The organism is Paenibacillus sp. V4I7, from assembly GCF_030817275.1.
Classification (GTDB): domain Bacteria; phylum Bacillota; class Bacilli; order Paenibacillales; family NBRC-103111; genus Paenibacillus_E.
The window spans coordinates 5,685,751-5,705,568 of record NZ_JAUSZD010000002.1 but is presented as its reverse complement, the minus strand read 5'-3'; the positions used below and the strand labels follow the sequence as shown (position 1 = coordinate 5,705,568).

General features: G+C 45.4%; 18 protein-coding genes and 1 riboswitch. Of the genes, 13 read left to right on the top strand and 5 right to left on the bottom strand.

Going from position 1 to position 19,818, the window contains the following annotated elements; translation table 11 throughout:
• Positions 1–41 precede the first annotated feature (41 nt).
• From QFZ80_RS26600 to uvrC, 3 genes are all read left to right on the top strand, one after another.
• Positions 42–425 carry a MerR family transcriptional regulator gene (locus QFZ80_RS26600; protein ID WP_307555952.1) on the top strand — a complete coding sequence of 128 codons (384 nt, stop codon included), beginning with the start codon at positions 42–44 and terminating at the stop codon, positions 423–425.
• 142 nt (positions 426–567) lie between these two features.
• Entirely contained in the window at positions 568–882 is a 315-nt protein-coding gene (trxA, locus tag QFZ80_RS26595; RefSeq protein WP_057307540.1) for a thioredoxin, read from the top strand.
• Positions 883–1,088: 206 nt separating this feature from the next.
• The gene (gene uvrC / locus QFZ80_RS26590) at positions 1,089–3,086 is read left to right on the top strand and encodes an excinuclease ABC subunit UvrC (protein WP_307553039.1); all 1,998 of its coding nucleotides are present in this window, start codon (positions 1,089–1,091) and stop codon (positions 3,084–3,086) included.
• On the opposite strand, the gene QFZ80_RS26585 is transcribed toward uvrC, so the two are convergent.
• Complete coding sequence (locus QFZ80_RS26585) at positions 3,046–4,617, bottom strand: CPBP family intramembrane glutamic endopeptidase (RefSeq protein WP_307561886.1); 1,572 nt, start codon at positions 4,615–4,617, stop codon at positions 3,046–3,048. The two genes, uvrC and QFZ80_RS26585, sit on opposite strands and share 41 nt — an antisense overlap.
• A gap of 276 nt (positions 4,618–4,893) precedes the next feature.
• Here QFZ80_RS26585 and QFZ80_RS26580 point away from each other — a divergent pair, with 276 nt between their 5' ends.
• The 3 genes from QFZ80_RS26580 (at position 4,894) to QFZ80_RS26570 (ending at position 7,860) form a co-directional block, all read left to right on the top strand.
• Complete coding sequence (locus QFZ80_RS26580; protein WP_307553043.1) at positions 4,894–6,246, top strand: TrkH family potassium uptake protein; 1,353 nt, start codon at positions 4,894–4,896, stop codon at positions 6,244–6,246.
• A gap of 14 nt (positions 6,247–6,260) precedes the next feature.
• Complete coding sequence (locus QFZ80_RS26575; protein WP_307553045.1) at positions 6,261–6,923, top strand: potassium channel family protein; 663 nt, start codon at positions 6,261–6,263, stop codon at positions 6,921–6,923.
• 199 nt (positions 6,924–7,122) lie between these two features.
• Positions 7,123–7,860: a response regulator transcription factor gene (locus QFZ80_RS26570; protein ID WP_307553047.1), complete on the top strand. Its 738-nt coding sequence runs from the start codon at positions 7,123–7,125 to the stop codon at positions 7,858–7,860.
• Between the two features lie 66 nt (positions 7,861–7,926).
• Here the strand turns inward: QFZ80_RS26570 and QFZ80_RS26565 are convergent, their stop codons facing one another.
• On the bottom strand, positions 7,927–8,289 hold the full coding sequence (locus QFZ80_RS26565; protein ID WP_307561884.1) for a hypothetical protein: 363 nt from the start codon (positions 8,287–8,289) through the stop codon (positions 7,927–7,929).
• A 130-nt stretch (positions 8,290–8,419) separates the two neighbouring features.
• Entirely contained in the window at positions 8,420–9,316 is an 897-nt protein-coding gene (locus QFZ80_RS26560) for a LysR family transcriptional regulator (protein ID WP_307553050.1), read from the bottom strand.
• Positions 9,317–9,604: 288 nt separating this feature from the next.
• Here QFZ80_RS26560 and QFZ80_RS26555 point away from each other — a divergent pair, with 288 nt between their 5' ends.
• The 6 genes from QFZ80_RS26555 to QFZ80_RS26530 all read left to right on the top strand — a co-directional run bounded on the left by QFZ80_RS26555 (position 9,605) and on the right by QFZ80_RS26530 (position 16,378).
• The gene (locus tag QFZ80_RS26555) at positions 9,605–10,261 is read left to right on the top strand and encodes a succinate dehydrogenase cytochrome b558 subunit (protein WP_307553052.1); all 657 of its coding nucleotides are present in this window, start codon (positions 9,605–9,607) and stop codon (positions 10,259–10,261) included.
• A 16-nt stretch (positions 10,262–10,277) separates the two neighbouring features.
• A complete protein-coding gene (gene sdhA / locus QFZ80_RS26550; protein ID WP_307553054.1) occupies positions 10,278–12,041 on the top strand; it encodes a succinate dehydrogenase flavoprotein subunit in 1,764 nt (587 codons plus the stop codon).
• A 2-nt stretch (positions 12,042–12,043) separates the two neighbouring features.
• Positions 12,044–12,808, top strand: coding sequence for a succinate dehydrogenase iron-sulfur subunit (gene sdhB, locus QFZ80_RS26545; RefSeq protein ID WP_307553056.1), 765 nt, complete (start codon positions 12,044–12,046; stop codon positions 12,806–12,808).
• 725 nt (positions 12,809–13,533) lie between these two features.
• Positions 13,534–13,642: riboswitch (guanidine-I (ykkC/yxkD leader) on the top strand.
• 64 nt (positions 13,643–13,706) lie between these two features.
• Positions 13,707–14,726 carry an ABC transporter substrate-binding protein gene (locus QFZ80_RS26540; RefSeq protein ID WP_307553058.1) on the top strand — a complete coding sequence of 340 codons (1,020 nt, stop codon included), beginning with the start codon at positions 13,707–13,709 and terminating at the stop codon, positions 14,724–14,726.
• A gap of 23 nt (positions 14,727–14,749) precedes the next feature.
• Positions 14,750–15,568, top strand: a complete 819-nt coding sequence (locus QFZ80_RS26535; RefSeq protein ID WP_307553060.1) for an ABC transporter permease — start codon at positions 14,750–14,752, stop codon at positions 15,566–15,568.
• A 3-nt stretch (positions 15,569–15,571) separates the two neighbouring features.
• Complete coding sequence (locus QFZ80_RS26530) at positions 15,572–16,378, top strand: ABC transporter ATP-binding protein (RefSeq protein ID WP_307553061.1); 807 nt, start codon at positions 15,572–15,574, stop codon at positions 16,376–16,378.
• 102 nt (positions 16,379–16,480) lie between these two features.
• Here QFZ80_RS26530 and QFZ80_RS26525 read toward each other — a convergent pair whose 3' ends face one another.
• Positions 16,481–17,368, bottom strand: coding sequence for an EamA family transporter (locus QFZ80_RS26525; RefSeq protein ID WP_307553063.1), 888 nt, complete (start codon positions 17,366–17,368; stop codon positions 16,481–16,483).
• 186 nt (positions 17,369–17,554) lie between these two features.
• On the opposite strand from QFZ80_RS26525, the gene QFZ80_RS26520 reads away from it, so the two are divergent.
• Positions 17,555–18,613, top strand: coding sequence for a LacI family DNA-binding transcriptional regulator (locus tag QFZ80_RS26520; RefSeq protein WP_307553065.1), 1,059 nt, complete (start codon positions 17,555–17,557; stop codon positions 18,611–18,613).
• A 60-nt stretch (positions 18,614–18,673) separates the two neighbouring features.
• Here QFZ80_RS26520 and QFZ80_RS26515 read toward each other — a convergent pair whose 3' ends face one another.
• Positions 18,674–19,639 (bottom strand): cation diffusion facilitator family transporter, encoded by a 966-nt coding sequence (locus QFZ80_RS26515; RefSeq protein ID WP_307553067.1) that lies wholly within the window; start codon positions 19,637–19,639, stop codon positions 18,674–18,676.
• Between the last annotated feature and the right edge of the window lie 179 nt (positions 19,640–19,818).

Below are 19,818 nucleotides of genomic sequence, written 5' to 3'. Positions count from 1 at the left end.
TCATCCTTACTTGATCAAGGAAAAGGAAAAAGGTGAAGGCCATGCGGATTAGTGAGTTATCCAAGCTTACCGGAGCCAGCATTCGTTCTTTGCGGTATTATGAGGCGAAAGGGCTAATCGCGACACAGCGTGAAGAAAACGGATATCGGGTGTTCAACCAGATGGCTGTTGAGCGCGTGAAAACCATTCAGTTTTATTTGAGCTTAGGGTTTACGACCGAACAAATTGAAAGCTTTCTGAACTGCGTCATGAAAAATCAGGAGTCGATGTGCGATGATTTGCTGCCACTCTACACAGAGAAGCTCGAAGAAATCGAACAACAGATGAAGATGCTGCAGCTGCTGCAAGCTAATTTGAAGGATCGTATTGCTTATATCGAGCAGCAAAGACTTCAGGGGCTGCCTGTAGGTTTTCCTGCTAAGTAGATCCAACTTCAACCTTTTTGCTAACTTATGGCTTGGTTGAAATGACCCACTGGTGTGGTATACTTTACATGTTGACGTTCATCGGTAGCTAGGTACTACTTGATGTTATAAATTAAATCCATTCTTAGAAGGAGGAACTATCATGTCAATCGTGAATGTTTCTGATAACAGCTTTAAAGCTGAAGTTGAAGGAGAAGGTACAGTACTTGTAGACTTCTGGGCACCTTGGTGCGGACCTTGTAAAATGATCGCTCCCGTTTTGGAAGAGCTGGATAAAGAAATTGAGTCCTTGAAAATCGCAAAAGTAAACGTGGATGACAATCCAGAGTCAGCTGCTCGCTTCGGTGTTATGAGTATCCCAACATTGATCGTTTTCAAAGACGGACAGCCTGTTGATAAAGTGGTTGGTTTCCAATCCAAAGAAGCGTTGAAAAATGTTGTTTCTCGTCATCAATAATTTGTTACAAACTAGAAACAATTGTTCGTGAGAAAAAGTTCTTTTTCTGCTATGCTGAAAAAGAGCTTTTTTTTGTTTTTCGATAATAGGGGAGCGTTTAAATTGGCTGCTGCTTAGACGATTATGTTGTTTGACATGCAACAATTGTTTGAGTGGATGGACAATTAGGAAATGTGTAAGTTTTTGTGCGAGAGGAGATTGGATGCATGACCGAGCATGAGCATGAGGACGCTGGAGTCCGCGAACAGAGTCTGGAAGTAATTAAACACAAGCTGAGCTTATTACCGGATAAGCCAGGCTGTTATATCATGAAAAACCGCGAGGGTACCATCATTTATGTGGGAAAAGCGAAGGTACTAAAGAATCGTGTGCGCTCCTATTTCACGGGGAGCCACAGTGCGAAGACGCAAAAACTAGTCAGCGAAATCCGCGACTTTGAATATATAATTACCTCCTCGAACATGGAGGCTTTGATTCTTGAGTGTAATCTGATTAAACAGCATCATCCGCGGTACAACGTACTCTTGAAGGATGATAAGACGTTCCCGTACATCAAGATTACACATGAAGAGCAGCCGCGCCTAGAAGTCACGCGGCGGGTGTTCAAGGATAAGGGCAAGTACTTCGGCCCTTATCCGAATGCCTTTGCGGCCCAGCAGACGAAGAAGCTGTTGGACCGGCTTTATCCACTGCGCAAGTGCAAGACGATGCCCGAGAAAGTATGCCTATACTATCATATCGGGCAGTGTCTGGCGCCTTGCGTGTTAGATGTATCCGCCGAGACGAACGAGCGGATGGTGCAAGAGATCAGCCGTTTCCTGAACGGGGGACACGACGTTATTAAGGAAGAGCTGACGGCCAAAATGCTGGCCGCAGCGGAGGAACTGAACTTCGAGCGCGCCAAGGAGCTGCGCGATCATATCATGAACATCGACGCCGTGATGGAGAAGCAGAAGATCACGACGGCAGATGCGCTAGACCGAGATGTCTTTGGTTACGCGGTCGACAAGGGCTGGATGGCTGTGCACATCCAGTATATGCGGCAGGGCAAGCTCATTGAGCGGCACGTCTCGCTATTTCCGTATTACGGTGATGAGTACAATGACTTCATCACCTACGTTACTCAGGTCTACAGCGATAATCCGGCGCTGCCGAAGGAGATCTTCCTGCCGTCGATACCCGTGCATGCGGCTGTTGCTCCCATGACGGGGGCAGAAGGTGCTGCGGATACTCTTACAGCTGCTCCTACAGATGCCCTTATTGAAGCCTCCACTGAAGCATCAATGGACATCTCTGCCGAAATCCCTGCGGAAGTTGTGGCTCAAGTAGAGGCCGAAGAGAAGGATGTCCGCGAAGCACTGGAATCCTGGCTCAAGGTCAAGGTGCATATCCCTCAGCGTGGGCTGAAGAAGCAAATGGTCGATATGGCCAAAGACAACGCCCGCAATGCGCTGGATGAGAAATTTCGTTTGGTGGAGCGCGATGAGCGCCGTACGACCAAAGCGGTCGAGAATCTTGGAGAATGGCTCGGCGTGGGAACGATTCGCCGCATTGAAGCGTTCGATAACTCGAACATTCAAGGGACGAATCCTGTTTCTGCGATGGTTGTCTTCGTGGACGGCAGGCCCGATCGTAAGGAGTACCGTAAGTACAAAGTCAAAACAGTCGTTGGCCCGGATGACTACGAAACGATGCGAGAGGTCATCCGCCGGCGGTATGAGCGTGTGCTTAAAGACAATCTCACGATGCCTGACCTGATCGTCGTGGACGGAGGGAAAGGGCAGATCTCAGCAGCTGTCGACGTGCTTGAGAACGAATTAGGCCTGTTCATTCCGATCTGTGGACTCGTCAAAGATGCGAAGCACAAAACAGCGCAGCTCATGATCGGAGATCCCGCAGAAGTTGTGCCATTGCCGCGTGACAGCCAAGAGTTCTACCTGCTGCAGCGGATTCAGGACGAGGTTCACCGATTCGCGATTACGTTCCACCGCGAAACAAGGGCGAAGTCAATGGTTGTTTCACAGCTGGACGCGATTCCGGGCATCGGAGAGAAACGCCGGAAGGCATTGCTTAAGCATTTTGGCTCCGTACGCAAAATAAAAGAGGCTGAAGTCCAAGACTTCAAGCCTCTGGGTATAGGTGAGAAATTAGCTATCGAAATTCTCAAAGCGCTTCAAGGCGAGGCGGCGGCTCCCCAGGAATAAGGGGACCCCGCCTTTTTCCATGCAGCCAGGCTAGGAGCAAGCCAATCAAACCAGGCAGCAGGATGTAGAAAATGCCAGCAAGCACATCGCTTATATGTCCGAGGTAGAAGAGGGACATCCCCATGAGGATGCTGTCCATGCAGGCATGAGCGAATACGGCGGTAATGAAACCGTACTTAAGGAAGACATAACCAAGAATAATGCCTATGATGGTGACCTCGATTAGCCGAGTATAGACTGGATAAATGGGATACTGGGTATGACTAGCCGCCCAGATCACGCTGGGAATAACAATTGCAATGAAGTTTGAGCGAAACAGCTTCTTGAATAGAATGATGCCAAGCAGCCGGTAGGTCGCTTCTTCCGATATGGCAGCAACCCAGGCCATAAGCGGGAAGAAGCGGGGTTCAATCATATTAAGAACAGAATCGGACGGATCATTCACAGCCCAAACATCAAAATTCACTTCACCTGTATAAAAGAGCACCTGCTGAACGCCTAAGATAAAGAGAGCAAGCAAATAGCCGCGCCCCATGCCGCTATAAACCTCAGTCCCAAATGAGGATTCTTTCCAAGCCGGCCATTTCCGCTCTCCGATTGAATGCCACAATCCATTACCTGCTACTAGAGCTAAGTAGAGAGATATGCCGAGCAGGACAGTCACTACATTCATGAAAATAATAGTTGCCCATGTTGCGAATTCATCGTTCATAGCTCCACTCATAGATCTAAAAGCAGGGTACATATTAAAGTTGTTAGTGATATAAATGGCTAAGAAAATGGCTGTCAAAAGAAGGCCTCTACTGAATTTCATATGTTTTCTATAGATAATGGCGAATACAATCGCGGCAATGGTCATGATGAGAGTAAAGCCCATGGAAATCCAAGTCATGATTGATGCGGAGCGATCCTGCTGATCGATCCAGATTTGATGCGACGCCGGTAAGCTAAACAGCACGTTATAACCGGTCAGATTTTTATCATCGAAATCAACTCGAACTTGTAACTTTGCTTCACCAAGCGGTTTCGTTTGCTTTTCATAAAATAAGGTTGTTCCATGTGCTTGATCGTCTTCGGCAGTCCCCTTATCTATGGGTATGAAGTCATCCGGCTCAAATCCTTGCTTCCGAATTTCCTGCTTGGCCAAAATATCTGCTTTCTGCTTACTGATGATTGCCTGATCGGATGGATTTTGCGTTTCACGCCATCCAATAACGGATGCATTCGTGTAATTAATCTCAACTTCAAACTGACGGTTGGTCTTGGTGTCTTCTACGCTTACTCGATAATAATCAATGGGGTAACGCTCCCCATAGTCCTTCATATAGACTTCTAATAAATGCTCCTTTTGCAAATAACCGCTGCGTTCCTTCTTGGATTGATAAACAACAAAGGTTTGCGGGTTATGCACATCGTAGCGCTCACTTACAAATTGAGCTGCGCGATCCGCAGCCTGCTGCTTCGTGATGGATGGATTGTCTTCTGCCGACGTTTCTTCGGCCTGAAGTCCGTATAAAGCGGATATTCCCAAGTAAAGAGCTACTCCAATGCATGCAAGGAAAAGGAGAAAACGATTTAATTTTGGCCTGATCATAGTGAGTTCCCTTCTACATTCTCGATTCTGAAATCACATCTTTCACGTTATCATAGTTTAAAAAGAAAGCCAATTTAGTGGTAATGAATTAAAAACAATTATATAATACCTATCAATTGGATAACGTTCGGAATTTCTAAATAATAACGGGGGAACCCTACCGTTAATGTATTGGGAATCCTTATGTCTTTTTTTGCAAACACAGGAGGCACTATGATTAAAAAAATGAATATTTGGCGATTGACGCCTCCACAAATTCTCGTTCTCGGATTTGCTGCTATTATTTTCTTAGGAGCAGGTCTTTTGACGCTTCCTTTTGCTTCGGCAACAGGACATTCGATTGCTTTCATTGATGCGCTTTTTACAGCGACTTCGGCAACATGTGTGACAGGTTTGGTCGTAGTGGATACAGGTAGTGCCTACACGATGTTTGGGCAAATCGTCATTGTGAGCTTGATTCAAGTTGGCGGCCTGGGTTTCATGACAATGGCGACTTTAATCGCTTTTGCCTTCCGTAAAAAAATTACGTTAAAAGAACGACTGGTTCTGCAAGAGGCTTTTAACCAAGGCAGTATGGAAGGTATTGTCAGACTTATCCGTAAAGTTATTATTTATTCGTTATCGATTGAGGCCATTGCAGCAGTGATTTTAACGATTCGTTGGTCATTTGATATGGATTTTGGTCAAGCCCTTTATTTCGGAATCTGGCATGCGATTTCGATGTTTAATAACGCTGGTTTCGATTTATTTGGAACTGTCGATGCACCATTTGTCTCCTTTACAGCCTATGCCGACGATTTTGTTGTGAACTTTGTTGTAATGGCGCTTATTGTGCTTGGGGGTATTGGATTCATTGTTATGTCCGATCTGATGGACTTCCGGAACAAGAAAAAGCTTACCCTGCATTCCAAAGTTGTTCTTAGCATGTCGGGTTTTCTAATTGTGTTTGGAGCCCTTGTCATCTTTATATTCGAATTTACAAATAACAGAACCATGGGTTCACTGGATATGGGCGGCAAAGTATTAGCTTCTTTCTTTCAATCCGTTGCTCCGCGTACAGCCGGTCCGAATACAGTAGATATTGGAGCTCTTCGTCAAGCATCTCAATTTTTTATCATCATTCTGATGTTTATCGGTGCATCTCCTGGCTCTACAGGGGGAGGTATCAAAACAACCACATTCACAATTCTTATTAGCGCTATCATTACCATGATTCGAGGGAAAGAAGACATTGTTATTTATCGTTACCGCTTGGCGAAAGACCGCATTCTCAAAGCTATTACTTTAACGATGATGGCATTATTTCTGGTAATCTTAGTGACGATGCTATTATCGACAACAGAGGATTCGCAGTTTTTGAAAATTTTGTTCGAGGTCACTTCTGCCTTTGGAACTGTAGGTCTATCTATGGGGTTGACCCCAGATTTAACGACATTTGGCAAGGTTCTCATTTGTATAACGATGTTTGCAGGAAGATTGGGAACCATCACATTAGCTTATGCCCTGCAACCGAAGCAAGAGAAAGAACTATATAGATACCCAGAGGGTAAAATCACGATTGGATAAGGGGAACTACGAATATGAAAAAAAATCAATATGTTGTAATCGGGCTGGGTCGTTTTGGGGCCAGTATTTCCAAAGAACTCATAAAGCTTGGTTATGAAGTGTTGGGTATTGATAAAGATGAAGAAGTCGTTGACGAGCTGAGTTCTGTGCTTACCCATACGGTAGTTGCGGATGCGACGGATGAAGAGGTATTGAAATCACTGGGCGTACGAAATTTCGACTGCGCTGTTGTAGCCATTGGGGATGATATTCAATCGAGTATCCTAGCGGCCATTGTTCTTAAAGATTTGGGGATCAAAAAGGTTGTCGCTAAGGCATTGTCCGAATTGCATGGGAAAGTACTGAATAAGCTAGGTGTTGACCGTGTAATTTATCCGGAGAGAGATATGGGGATTCGTGTTGCACATCAACTAGTATCACCTAATCTTCTGGACTATATTGAGATTTCCAAAGAGTATACGATCGTGGAATTATCTGTGCCTAAGAATCTATGTGGCTTTGCTCTCAGAGAGCTGGATCCTCGTGCTAAGTATGGCTGCAGCATTGTCGCTATCAATAAAAAAAATGGCATTATCATTGCACCTACGGCGGGTGATGTCGTGAATGAGAATGATGTAATGGTCATCATCGGAACCAACAATCAAATTGATAAATTTGAAAGTGAAGTCATCGGGTGATGTAAAATACAACCTCGATCTAATTGAACATGTTATCATTTTACACTTGCTTATTTTGGATTGGGCATGACAAATAAAGCCCGACGATCCCGATAACCTTAATTAAAATAAATCTCTTTGATCGCCATGCGACTTTTCAATTAATAAATTTGCGAGTACATATACAGCAAGAGAATTTCTAACTGAAGGTGGACTCCCCATGTATAAGGTATTAATAATTGAAGACGATGCCATGATCGGCGATATGGTCACTATGTATTTAAGTGAAGAAGGATTTCATGTCATTAGGAAGGCGAATGGGGCAGAAGGCATTGCCGCTGTCACCCAGTTTGATCCAGATGTCATTTTGCTTGATCTGATGCTGCCTGATATGGATGGTCTTGCGTTATGCAGACAAGTTCGGGAAACCTCGAAAATACCTATTATGATCGTCTCGATGAAAAGTAAAGTCGTTGAACGAGTTAACGCTCTTGGTGTTGGTGCGGACGACTATATGTGTAAACCTTTCAGTATGCATGAGATGAGTGCGAGAGTTCACGCTCTCATTCGGCGCTCCAACTTGTATTTGAAATCGAGTGTGAATACCCGACAAGTAAAGGAAGCAGTTGGAGGATCAACAACTGCGGTATTAGAGGCAGTCTTGGATATCGATAAGAAGATTACGCTCAATCCGAATACGCGCTCTATGCGTGTTCATGGTGTTTTAGTAGAGACGACATATTCGGAATTCGAAATTATGAAATGCTTCGTGAATCATCCAGGTCGCGTCTATAGCCGAGAAGATTTACTGCAAACGGTTCGCGGATTTGACTGTTTAGTAACGGATCGGGCCATTGATGTACATATTGCTAACCTTCGTAAAAAGATCGAGGACAATCCCAAAGAACCTAAGTGGATTCGGACGGTTTGGGGTGTAGGCTACAAATTTATTTATTAGAAGATTTGAATAATGATGAAAAAGCGGTAAGTGGGTGCCCCCCCCCCCATTTACCGCTTTTTTGCATTAACCAATGATGGCGTAAGCGGAAACTCCAGAACGAACGGTACGTGTACGGAATAAGTTACCGTCTTCATCGAAAGTTCTAAGAACCAAGGTGCGTGTTGTCGGAGTGTTAATTGTACTGAATACAGCAGTTCCAAAGGCATCGAAATTAGCTGTAGCGATGAGGGTTCCTCCTGTAGATGAGGCTCTACAAGTAAAGCCCGAAGTAACGAATGGAACACCAGCGTTATTTACCCAAAGGACGGTAAACCTGGTTAGTGTTTGTCTGGGTCCGCTTTTTTTGTTAAGAGGAACCCGAGCGTAAGTTTTGCCTCTTAGACCCAAATCTCTACGAGTAGGGACACTTCGTTTTTTGGTTGGCATCTTAGTGATCACCTCCTTTTTCTCTATCTGCTCCTAGTAGATGTCGAAAAAGGGTTGCCCGTGAAGTAGTTTTACCTATTTAATAGAAAATGTATAAATATAATAGAGACAATTAGTAGATTGAGAGGTTTTATTTTTGTTTGGCGAAGTAATTGACCGCTTGAGTTATAAACTTCATAGACGCCATATTATCCGCTGTATGGTCGGAGTAAATGAGGGAAGTCGTTCGTTTCGTCTGTTCTAACTCGACCAGATTACGCAAAATCAATTCATTATTACGAATTAAATCTTCACGTAAATAGGATCTTGGAAGCAAGGTTGCTGTTTTACAGGTTGAAACGAGTCGGATGATGGCTTCGAAGGAATCGATCTCCATTTGCACGTTGGGTAATATGGTAAAACGGTTAAATAACTCATCCATCAAGATGCGATACCAAGTGCCTTTGGAAAAGAGGATCATTGGCAATTCATTTAAATCGTTCATTGTGATGGTGGCGCGATCGATAAGCGGATGCCCCAGAGGAAGCACCAGACATAAGTGATCATCAAATAATGGTTCGCAATGAAGGCTGGAAGCATTAATCTGGGAAGCAACGATGCCGATATCCACTTTATTTTCTTTCGCCATGGTAACGATCTCGTGCGTCTTACCTGTAAGAAGCTTAATTTCCGTCAGCGGGTAATCCTGCAAGTAATCTGTGATAAGATCTGGGAGTGTTGTTTGCAGCGTTGTCAGGCTCGCTCCTATGGTAATCGAAGTGTGGCTGCCAGCTGCTTTGTAGGTTTGGATCGCTTGCTTGAACTTTCGCTCGAGATGACGCAGTTCCAAAGCATGGTCATAGCAAATTTGACCGACTTTGGTCAGCTCCAGCCTTTTACCTTTGCGGATAAATAGTTCTACACCCAACTCTTCCTCGAGCTTCATTATTTTGCGAGAGAGAGCTGGTTGAGAGATGTTTAATAGCTGAGATGCTTTATTGAGGCTTACTTGTTCGACAACAACAGCGAAAACATCCAAGAGTTCCATGCTTCTATCGACTCCTTTTGCGCCATGCATATGTGTGTAAGTTATAAGTGTATATAAAAAAACGGCACTTCCATTATAAGCGTGAAAGAGGTACGATGTACATGTCACTTTTTATTCACATTTCTTGGACGAAGGTGTATAATCATTCACTGGTTTGGCAAAATAGGCTTGGATGATTATGGGTTGACGCTCGTTTGCGGCGAGAGTACAATGATATGTGGCTTGTCTTGTCTGATAATGTCGGATAAATGATGAATAAATTTTTATGAGGGGGGAATTGGTTCAATTATGGGTAATTCGTATTATTTTCGGAAGATCCACTCTTTGCTTGGCGTAATTCCAGTGGGCTTCTTTCTCGTCGAGCATCTGCTCTCAAACTATGAGGCAACAAAGGGTCCGGCTGCTTTCGTAGAAATGGTGATGTGGCTGAACAGTTTGCCGCTAGTGCTTTTTCTTGAAATTTTCGGCATCTGGCTGCCGCTTCTTTACCATGCGGTTTATGGCTTGTATGTAGCGTATCAAGCTCGCAATAACGTGTCGCAGTATGGTTACTTCCGTAATCAAATGTTCTTGCTCCAACGTGTTACTGGTGTTATCACCTTCTTGTTCGTTGCTTGGCATTTCTTCGAAACGCGTTTGCAGGTTGCTTTCGGCAACGTAGCGCATGAAGAGCTTGGCCGAACGATGCATGATATCGCGACGAATCCGGTTATGTTCACGATCTATGTGATTGGTACAGTCTCCGCGGCATTCCACTTCAGTAACGGTATGTGGTCGTTCCTCGTTAGCTGGGGAATCACGGTTGGCCCTCGCGCACAACGCTTTTCCTCGTATATCTGGATGGCTTTGTTTGTCGTGATGTCCATTATGTTTATTATGACTCTGGTCGCATTTACAGATACTCAATTTCAGCAGCTTCCAGTAGAAGCGCATACGGGGAAATAAGGGAGGGTGAACAGAAGTGGCTAATTCAAAAGTTATCGTCGTCGGTGGAGGCCTTGCGGGACTCATGGCGACAATTAAGGCAGCAGAGGCCGGAGTTCACGTGCAATTGTTCTCCTTGGTTCCTGTTAAACGTTCCCACTCCGTATGTGCGCAAGGCGGCATTAACGGAGCGGTGAATACGAAGGGTGAAGGTGACTCCACGTGGGAGCACTTTGATGATACAGTTTACGGTGGAGATTTCTTAGCAAATCAACCACCTGTTAAAGCTTTATGCGATGCGGCTCCAGGTATTATTCACTTGATGGACCGTATGGGCGTTATGTTCAACCGTACACCAGAAGGTCTTCTCGACTTCCGTCGTTTCGGTGGAACGAAATATCATCGTACGGCATTCGCAGGCGCTACTACAGGGCAGCAGCTCTTGTACGCACTTGATGAGCAAGTACGCCGCTGGGAAACAGCTGGTCTAGTAACGAAATTCGAGCATTGGGAGTTCCTAGGTTCCGTTCTCGATGATGATGGCACGTGCCGTGGTATTGCAGCTCAAGATTTGCGGAGCATGGAAATTCAAACATTCCCATCCGATGCGGTCATCTTAGCTACAGGCGGTCCTGGTATCATTTTCGGCAAAACAACGAACTCGGTTATTAATACAGGCACAGCAGCAAGTGCTGTTTACCAACAAGGCGTTAAATATGCGAATGGCGAGATGATTCAAATTCACCCAACAGCGATTCCCGGAGATGACAAGCTTCGCTTGATGTCTGAATCTGCGCGTGGTGAAGGCGGACGTATTTGGACATACAAAGACGGGAAGCCTTGGTACTTCCTCGAAGAGAAATATCCGGCATACGGTAACTTGGTGCCACGTGATATTGCAACTCGCGAGATCTTCTCGGTGTGCGTAGACCAGAAGCTTGGTATTAACGGCGAGAACATGGTTTACCTCGATCTTTCTCATAAAGATCCGAAGGAGCTTGATATTAAGCTCGGCGGAATTATGGAAATCTACGAGAAATTCATGGGCGATGATCCGCGTAAAATTCCGATGAAGATTTTCCCTGCGGTTCACTATTCCATGGGCGGAATCTGGGTCGATTACAACATGATGACGAACATTCCCGGCTTGTTCGCTGCTGGTGAGTGTGAGTATCAGCATCATGGTGCGAACCGTCTCGGAGCGAACTCGCTCGTTTCGGCCATCTATGATGGGATGGTTTCCGGTCCTAAAGCGGTTGAGTATATCCGCGGCTTAGAGAAGCACGCTGATGATACTTCCTCGATCGTATACGATCGCGAGAAGAAGCGTCATACAGATCGTTATGAGAACTTGCTCAAAATGAACAATGGTACGGAGAATGCCTATGTTCTGCATAAAGAGCTTGGCGACATGATGAATGCCAACATGACGGTTGTTCGTTACAATGATCGTCTCGAAGATACCATTGGTAAGATCAAGGATTTGAAAGAAAGATACAACAACATCAACATCACAGATACAGCTCGTTGGAACAATCAAGGGGTTGCGTTCACACGTCAGCTCTGGAACATGTTCGAGTTGGCTGAAGCGATGACACTTGGCGCCTTGCTGCGTAACGAGAGCCGCGGCGCGCATTACAAGCCAGAATTCACTGAACGTGATGATGAGAACTTCATGAAAACAACAATTGCCGATTGGACGCCAGATGGTCCGAAAATCAGCTATGAAGAAATCGATGTATCTTTGATTGCACCGCGGAAACGTGACTACTCCACGGAGAAGAAAAAGGGAGGACATTAATCATGGCTGAGACACTAAGCGCACAAAAGACAGTGAAGTTTATCGTGACTCGTCAAGAGAGTCCAGATTCCAAACCTTATACCGAGGAATTTGAAATTCCTTATCGCTCCAATATGAATGTCATCAGCGGTTTGATGGAAGTACAGCGTAATCCGAAGAATGCCAAAGGTGACAAGACGACACCTGTATGCTGGGAATCCAACTGTCTCGAGGAAGTATGCGGAGCTTGTTCCATGGTGATCAACGGTAAGCCGCGTCAAGCTTGTTCGGCTCTGGTTGATAAATTGGAGCAGCCGATTCGCGTAGCTCCAATGAGCACGTTCCCTGTTATGCGTGACCTTGTTATCGACCGTGGGCGCATGTTCACTGCTTTGAAGAAAGTAAAAGCATGGGTTCCAATCGACGGTACGTATGATCTTGGACCAGGACCTCGTATGGCGGAGTCGAAGCGTCAATGGGCTTACGAGCTTTCCAAATGTATGACATGCGGCGTTTGTCTTGAGGCTTGTCCGAACGTAAATGATAAGAACTCCTTTATCGGGCCAGCATCGCTTTCTCAAGTTCGACTGTTCAATGCGCATCCAACGGGTGAAATGAACAAAGACGAGCGTCTGGATACGTTGATGACAGATGGCGGTATCGAAGGCTGCGGTAACTCGCAGAACTGCGTACGCTCCTGTCCGAAAGGCATTCCGCTGACGACTTCAATCGCAGCACTGAATGCAGATACAACGAAACATATGTTCAAAAAATGGTTAGGCGTGTAAACGAAATCGCCCAAGCCCGATGCCCTGATCTTTTCAGGGTGTCGGGCTTTTTTATAACGCTAAAAGTATTAATTCAGACTCTCAATGGATGATGTTGTATAAAGTGCAACAATAGCTGCCTATATCGCGCCTCGCTCCCTTCGTTGTTGCATAATATACAACAATTGGGCCCTATACAAGCCATTTTGCAACAAAAGGGCTCAAAGTGTTGTACAAACTGCAACTTTAACATGCAAAGTAGCCTTTGGGAGTGGGAATTGTTGCAGAAAATACAACTTTGGTAACCACGGAGAGGGGGATACGGTATTTTCGATGGAAACCCCGCTCACAGAAATAGACCATCAGGAGGATAGCCCTGATGGTCTCTGTAAGATTAGAGGCTAGTCAGCGGGCAGGCTATCAGCTTGAGTGGCTGCTTGATTATTTATAGGGGAAATCAGGAGAGGATGCTCGGATAAAAGGTGTCCTTCTTGAATACCAGAAATAGAAGGGCTCGTTGATGTAACAGGTTTAGGTAGAACAAGTTGATTATCTAACATCGTAATATGGAAATGAATCGAGTACATCGTATACACCTCCGGTTAGTAGTTATATATGTTATATATTATTACACATACAGCTATTTTGGCAACCAATTATTAATTTGTGTTATATATATTGACATACAACTCGGATGTAAGTATGATTAAGACAAATGTAAGACATCGAAGTACCAACCTCATAGCAAACTTGTTTTCTAGGGTTCCGCGACAGAATGAAGGCTGTTGGTCAGGTCCAAGAGAAGACACACGGTGAGCTTCATCGTGCACACGGAGGGATAAAAGCCCGGGAGGATATCAGAATATGATATCGTTCCGGGCTTTTCTTTTTACCATTACAAATGGAGAGGGAGATCGGAATGAGACAAAGAGTGGTATTCCTGATGATGGCGTTGTTATTGATTTTTACAGTAGTTAGCGGATGTACGAGCAAAGGGGCAACTGGCACTACAGGAAAAAGCGGAGAACCGATTAAATTAGCACTCAGTCCATGGCCAGGTTGGTTTGTGTGGTATTTAGTGAAGGAAAAGGGGTTCTTTGAGAAAAATGGGGTTAATGTTGATCTCATTTGGTTCCCGGTATATAGCGATTCCTTATCAGCATTAGCGTCTGGTAAAGTCGATGCGAACAGCCAAACGTTAAGTGATACACTTGCTCCAGCAAGTAAAGGAATTAAACTCAAGGCAGTGCTGGTGAACGATAACTCCAATGGCGGAGACGGTGTTGTTGTGAAGCCGAGCATTCATTCATTGAAGGATTTGAAGGGGAAGAAAGTAGCGACTGAGCTGGGAACGGTTGATCACCTTCTGATGCTAACTGCACTTGAAAAGGCCGGGCTTGCCGAGAAAGATGTTGCTTATACGAATATGACAGTTAACGATGCAGGACCTGCTTTCATTTCAGGCAACCTGGACGCCGCGGTACTATGGGAGCCATTCCTAAGCAAGGCGATTCAAGAGGGCAAAGGTAAGTTATTATTTTCCTCCAAGGATACACCCGGACTTATCCCTGATCTGCTAGTTTTCAAAGAAGAAATAACGAAGAATCGTCCGGAAGATGTGAAAAAAATCATCAACGCTTGGTTCGACGCTTTGGATTACTGGAAGGCCAATCCAGAAGAGTCATTGAATATAATGGCAAAAGCAGCAGAGACGCCGGTTGATGAATATAAAGCTGGCGTGGATAGCGTGAAAATTTTCCAACTTGAAGATAATGTGAAAGCTTTCCAAAAGGGCGATAACTTAGAATCCCTACACTTTACTTCGCAGAAGACGGCCGAGTTCTTAAAGGGATTAGATATGCTGACTTCCATTCCGAAGGCGGAAAGCTTCTTAGATGGACACTTTGTAGAAGAAGTGCTGAAGGAACGTAAGAAATAACAACTGGAGAGCGAGGGCTCTAAATGGACACCATGGTGAAAAAAAGGCGCAAATCAACTTTGTTTGCCATACGGGGCGATATTAGCCGTAGAACTTATACATCCGGTGTCGTGCTCATTGTTGTGATAGCTCTGCTCTTCTGGAGTGTGCTCAGCTATGGCGGCTTTGTAAATCGTACGTTCTTACCTACACCGGATCAAGTACTTCGTCAGTTTGCAATTCAACTTCAGAGTTCTGTCTTCTGGAACCATGTTGGCATAAGTATTTTTCGAGTAGGGGCGGGCTTCCTGCTTGCTTGTTTACTGGGTATTCCGCTTGGCATCCTGGCTGGTACGTTTCGCTTCGCTGAAGCGCTGCTCGTTCCTCCAACAGAGTTTATCCGGTATATGCCAGCGACGGCTTTCATCCCGCTTATTATGGTATGGGCAGGGATTGGTGAATGGGCGAAGGTGATCGTCATCTTCATCGGCTGCTTCTTCCAGCTCATGCTGATGGTTGCCGATAATACACGTTCGGTATCCAATGATTTGCTTCAAACCTCCTATACCCTTGGTGCGAACCGCTGGCAAGTGATCGAAAAGGTGCTTATTCCTGCACTACTGCCGGATTTAATGAACACCATGCGATTAATCATCGGTTGGGCTTGGACTTATCTCGTTGTAGCTGAATTGGTTGCGGCTAGCAGTGGACTAGGGTTCTCTATTATGAAAGCACAGCGGTTCCTCAATACGGATCTGATTTTCGTAGGAATTATCGCCATTGGCTTGCTTGGATTACTAACGGATCGCACATTTGCTTATTGTCACCGCAGATTTTTCCCGTGGTTGGAAGGAGGGCGTTAAATCATGCATGCTTTGAATAGGGAGCCCTCTAATGACAGAGCTATGGCTGTGAGCAAAATTATGGCGACGGATGTAACGAAAGTGTATAGCACAAAGAAATCCCAGTTTGTTGCGTTGGATCGGGTTTCATTCCATGTGGATGCGCATGAGTTTGTCAGTTTTGTAGGTCCATCAGGCTGTGGCAAGTCCTCTCTGCTCCGAATTCTTGCGGGTTTAGAGCCATTGACGACAGGTACGTTAAGCATTTCCGGTCATGAAATTGATGGTCCTGGCGCTGACCGTGGGATGGTATTCCAATCGTACACCTTATTCCCTTGGCTTTCTGTGAGGGAGAATATCGAGTTCGGACTGACACTCAAAGGCGTTCCTTTATTCGAAAAGAGGGCCATTTCCGATCACTTCATGGAGCTTGTCGGGCTGCAGAAGTTCGCCAGATCGCTGCCGAAAGAGCTTTCGGGCGGCATGAAGCAGCGGGTCGCCATCGCTCGGGCCCTCGCGAACAATCCGGAAGTCCTGCTGATGGATGAGCCATTTGGTGCGCTCGATCCGCAGACGAAGAATTCGATGCAGGAGCTGTTGCTGCGTATTTGGGAAAAGGAAAAAACCACCGTCGTTTTCATTACCCATGACATCGAGGAGGCTATTTTCTTATCTCAGCGCGTGTATGTGATGCAGGCGCATCCAGGAAGGATTCGCCAAGAAATCGTGATTCCACAAGGACTTCGAGAGACCTTGGAGTGTAAAGATACGGAGTCGTTTATTAAACTGAAGAAACAAATTATTTCACTTATAGGGGATCATGAGGACTAACCCGCACTGAAATCGTAGGCAAAATAAACGAAAAAAAAGAAGGTGATGAATAATTCTCATCACCTTCTTTGGCATGAATCGCGAATTTATAGTGAATTTATCTTACAGCTTTACGAATATGAGACCTGCGAATAGAAGTGTTAAGGCGAGACCTTGCAGGATTGTCAGCTTTTCTTTATAAACGAGCACAGAGCCGACAACGACGACAAGACCATAGGTCGAGAAAATGGGTGCGACGATGGAACCTGGCCCCATTTGCAGCGCAACGGAGTAAAGCTGAAGGCCACCGTAAGAGAAGCAGCCAGAAAGCAGTCCCCATAGAAGTCCTGTACGACTTGGTGACCCATCATAGGTTGCGATGAGTCCTTGTTGGACAGGCTTTTGCTGCTTCTTGGTGTGGCTAGCTGCGGCAATGGCGAACCAAATGGCGGAGAGCAGATAACTGATGAGTAGAATAGGCGTATTCGCTAATGCTAGCTCGGCAGTAACTTTTAAGCCGCCGTTGCGGAAGAAGAAAAGAAGTCCGCCGAGTGCAACGAGTGCGAACCATTTCTTCTCTTTGATGGTAAGAGGCTCTTTGAGCTTAATGGATACAAGTACCGCTGAAGCAATGAGCAGGACGATGCCGCCGGCTTCCGTGCTATGTATACGTTCACCGTAGATTGTGACGGACATGAGAATGACTAACAAAATATTTAAGTTCATTAGCGGTGCTGTCAAGCTTGCCGGACCGTTATCGAGCGCCTTCATGAACACGACATTGCCCCAGCCTGACCCCACGCCAATGATGATGCCAGCTAACCAAACACGCCAATCGTCTAAGAAGAGGGAGCCTTCCCATAGACTGTTCACAGTGAAGCCAAGTGTTCCTGTGAGATAGAGTCCGAGCAATAGATGCGGTGTGGAGCCTTGGCGCATTTGACTCGCTTTCATAAAAAAGCCGGTTAGACCAAATAGTACGGCACTGCCGACTGCAGCAATAAACCACATGATGTGTGAACTCCTTACGTTTTCGTTTCATAGGGCTGCATGCACCCCCAAGCAATTGCTTTTTCGAATACACGAATCTATTCATTATAGCGAATTGCTGTAGGAATGCACAGATTATCGAAATTTGACGAGCGATTTGCTTATCGATAAAATGAGTTAAAGCATTTCAAGAATGAGGGATTTCCTATGAAGAGAAGTAAACAGCCCACCATTGTAGATGTTGCTTCCGAAGCGGGCGTTTCCATTGCGACAGTTTCTAATGTTTTAAATCGGAGAAAGGTGCCGATGTCGCCGGAGACGATACGCAAAGTGGAGGATGCCGTCATACAGCTGGGTTATCGCCGCAATGTGATGGCAACGAACCTTAGCCGGCGCCGATCCTATGAGCTAGGGCTTATCATACCGCATTTTGGCGGCTATTATGGCCGATTTGCAGAGAAGCTTGAGCAGAAAGTACATAGTTTCGGCTACCATTTATCCGTATTTTCAGCAGCGGGTATGGATCCAGTGATCGAGAAGCGTCACCTGGAGCACTTGCTGCAGCGAAGAGTAGACGGTTTAGTGAGCCATGGTTTAGCGATGAGTATGCAATCGACCCAGCAATTAGTCGGTGAGGGCACGCCGCTGGTTATCTTTAATGGCTGGGGTTGGCCTAGCGACATCGTCAAGCTGGCGATTAATTTGGATTTTGCGAAGGCTTCGACGGAAGCTGTGCAGCATTTCCTCACAAACGGCTGCCGCTCCATCATTTATGCCGGCAGGCGTAAAGGGATGGGGGCCAATGAGCAGCGTATTCAAGGGTTTATGGCAGGGTTAGGCGATAAAGCCGAGTCGACAGTTCATGCGCTTCTGGATGCGGGAGAGCTCGGTATCGAAGGTACACTGGAGGAAGCTCTTCGCATAAGCGGCGAGCAGCGACCTATCGGCATTTACACCTTTAATGATGCGTTAGCGTTGGAGCTTCTAGCTGTGTGTCATGAGCGAGGTATTCGCGTGCCAGAGGATGTGCAGTTGATTGGAATGGACAATGAACTGTTTTCTAAAGCCAGCTTTCCCTCTATCACAAGCTTTGACATGCCTGTCGATTTGCAAACGAGATTAGTTGCCGCTTTTCTGATGCGGCAGATTGGTGAAGACTTGGACGAGGAGAATACACAGCTGCTGGACGAGCACCTACCGCGTATTCATGGACATGAGCTATTTATTGATTTGGAGATGATTGTCCGGAAGTCTACAACAACATGAAAAGACCGTTATACTCTCGTTAAGATGAGAAGTATAGCGGTCTTTTTGGCATATCCCTTATTAGATTTGAAGCCCATTTCCATTCGATTGTCTTTGATGCTTCAAGAACTCTTTGCCATAATCCCCATGTGGATTAATGTTGGCATGTTCAATTTGGATGGTTGAATGCTCGATACCATATTTACTTTTCAACGTTTCATTAATTGCAAGAATAACACAGAAGGGCTGAATGTTAGGATTAATGAACACATGCGCAGTTAAAGAGTAATGATCAGTCGAAATCGCCCACAGATGCATTTCATGCACATCTTCGACACCTTCAACACGCGCGATCTCGCTGCGTATTTCATCTAAGTTGAAGCGCTCAGGCACGGATTCCATCAGAATCAGATATGATTCTCGAATGATTTTGCTTCCACCAGTAAAAATAATGCCGCCAATCACCATCGAAATCAGAGGATCGAACAAGAGAAGACCTGTGTAATAAATGATAATAGATGAGATAATGACACCTACCGAGCTGAGTAAATCGCCAAAAAAGTGCCACAGCGCACTTTTCACATTCAGATTGTCTTCTTCTTTCACACTGTTATGAAGAACCAAAGTAAGCACAAGATTGACAACGAAACCGATGGAGGCAATTCCAAGCATAAGCGCCAGGCGAATAGGCTGCGGGTCAATGATACGTTGAATCCCCTCGATGAAAATTCCCAAAGCAATGATACAAAGGGCTAATCCATTCAGAAAAGACGCGATAATCTCAAACCGAAGGAAACCAAAGGTGAATCGAGCATTAGGCTGACGAGTAGCCAGCTTCAAAGCGACCATACTTAGTCCCAAAGCAATGACGTCGGAGATCATATGGGCAGAGTCGGATAGCAAAGCAAGGGAATTCGAGAGCACCCCACCTACAATTTCTACAATAGTGAAAAAGGCGGTCAGTATGAGAGTCACCCATAACGTTTTTCTGGATTTGCTCTGTTCTTTAACATGATGGAGATGATGATAGTCGTATTCGATACTCATACGTTCCCTCCTTATTTATAATAATTCTAATTAAGAATATTATATGCCAGACCTTCGTAAGGTGCAACTGATTTTGTATAAAGAGTATATGAAGACCCTTGAGAGGTCGTGTTTGGCATAGTAAAAGCCTGATTTCTCAGGCTCATCTGTAACTATGTTTCCAGTTGGGATCTGCATGG

Excerpts from the sequence above, each read along its gene's own strand:
- QFZ80_RS26600 (WP_307555952.1), top strand. The coding sequence starts at position 42 with ATGCGGATTAGTGAGTTATCCAAGCTTACCGGAGCCAGCATTCGTTCT.
- trxA (WP_057307540.1), top strand. The coding sequence starts at position 568 with ATGTCAATCGTGAATGTTTCTGATAACAGCTTTAAAGCTGAAGTTGAA.
- uvrC (WP_307553039.1), top strand. The coding sequence starts at position 1,089 with ATGACCGAGCATGAGCATGAGGACGCTGGAGTCCGCGAACAGAGTCTG.
- QFZ80_RS26580 (WP_307553043.1), top strand. The coding sequence starts at position 4,894 with ATGATTAAAAAAATGAATATTTGGCGATTGACGCCTCCACAAATTCTC.
- QFZ80_RS26575 (WP_307553045.1), top strand. The coding sequence starts at position 6,261 with ATGAAAAAAAATCAATATGTTGTAATCGGGCTGGGTCGTTTTGGGGCC.
- QFZ80_RS26570 (WP_307553047.1), top strand. The coding sequence starts at position 7,123 with ATGTATAAGGTATTAATAATTGAAGACGATGCCATGATCGGCGATATG.
- QFZ80_RS26565 (WP_307561884.1), bottom strand. The coding sequence starts at position 8,289 with ATGCCAACCAAAAAACGAAGTGTCCCTACTCGTAGAGATTTGGGTCTA.
- QFZ80_RS26560 (WP_307553050.1), bottom strand. The coding sequence starts at position 9,316 with ATGGAACTCTTGGATGTTTTCGCTGTTGTTGTCGAACAAGTAAGCCTC.
- QFZ80_RS26555 (WP_307553052.1), top strand. The coding sequence starts at position 9,605 with ATGGGTAATTCGTATTATTTTCGGAAGATCCACTCTTTGCTTGGCGTA.
- sdhB (WP_307553056.1), top strand. The coding sequence starts at position 12,044 with ATGGCTGAGACACTAAGCGCACAAAAGACAGTGAAGTTTATCGTGACT.
- QFZ80_RS26540 (WP_307553058.1), top strand. The coding sequence starts at position 13,707 with ATGAGACAAAGAGTGGTATTCCTGATGATGGCGTTGTTATTGATTTTT.
- QFZ80_RS26535 (WP_307553060.1), top strand. The coding sequence starts at position 14,750 with ATGGACACCATGGTGAAAAAAAGGCGCAAATCAACTTTGTTTGCCATA.
- QFZ80_RS26530 (WP_307553061.1), top strand. The coding sequence starts at position 15,572 with ATGCATGCTTTGAATAGGGAGCCCTCTAATGACAGAGCTATGGCTGTG.
- QFZ80_RS26525 (WP_307553063.1), bottom strand. The coding sequence starts at position 17,368 with ATGTGGTTTATTGCTGCAGTCGGCAGTGCCGTACTATTTGGTCTAACC.
- QFZ80_RS26520 (WP_307553065.1), top strand. The coding sequence starts at position 17,555 with ATGAAGAGAAGTAAACAGCCCACCATTGTAGATGTTGCTTCCGAAGCG.
- QFZ80_RS26515 (WP_307553067.1), bottom strand. The coding sequence starts at position 19,639 with ATGAGTATCGAATACGACTATCATCATCTCCATCATGTTAAAGAACAG.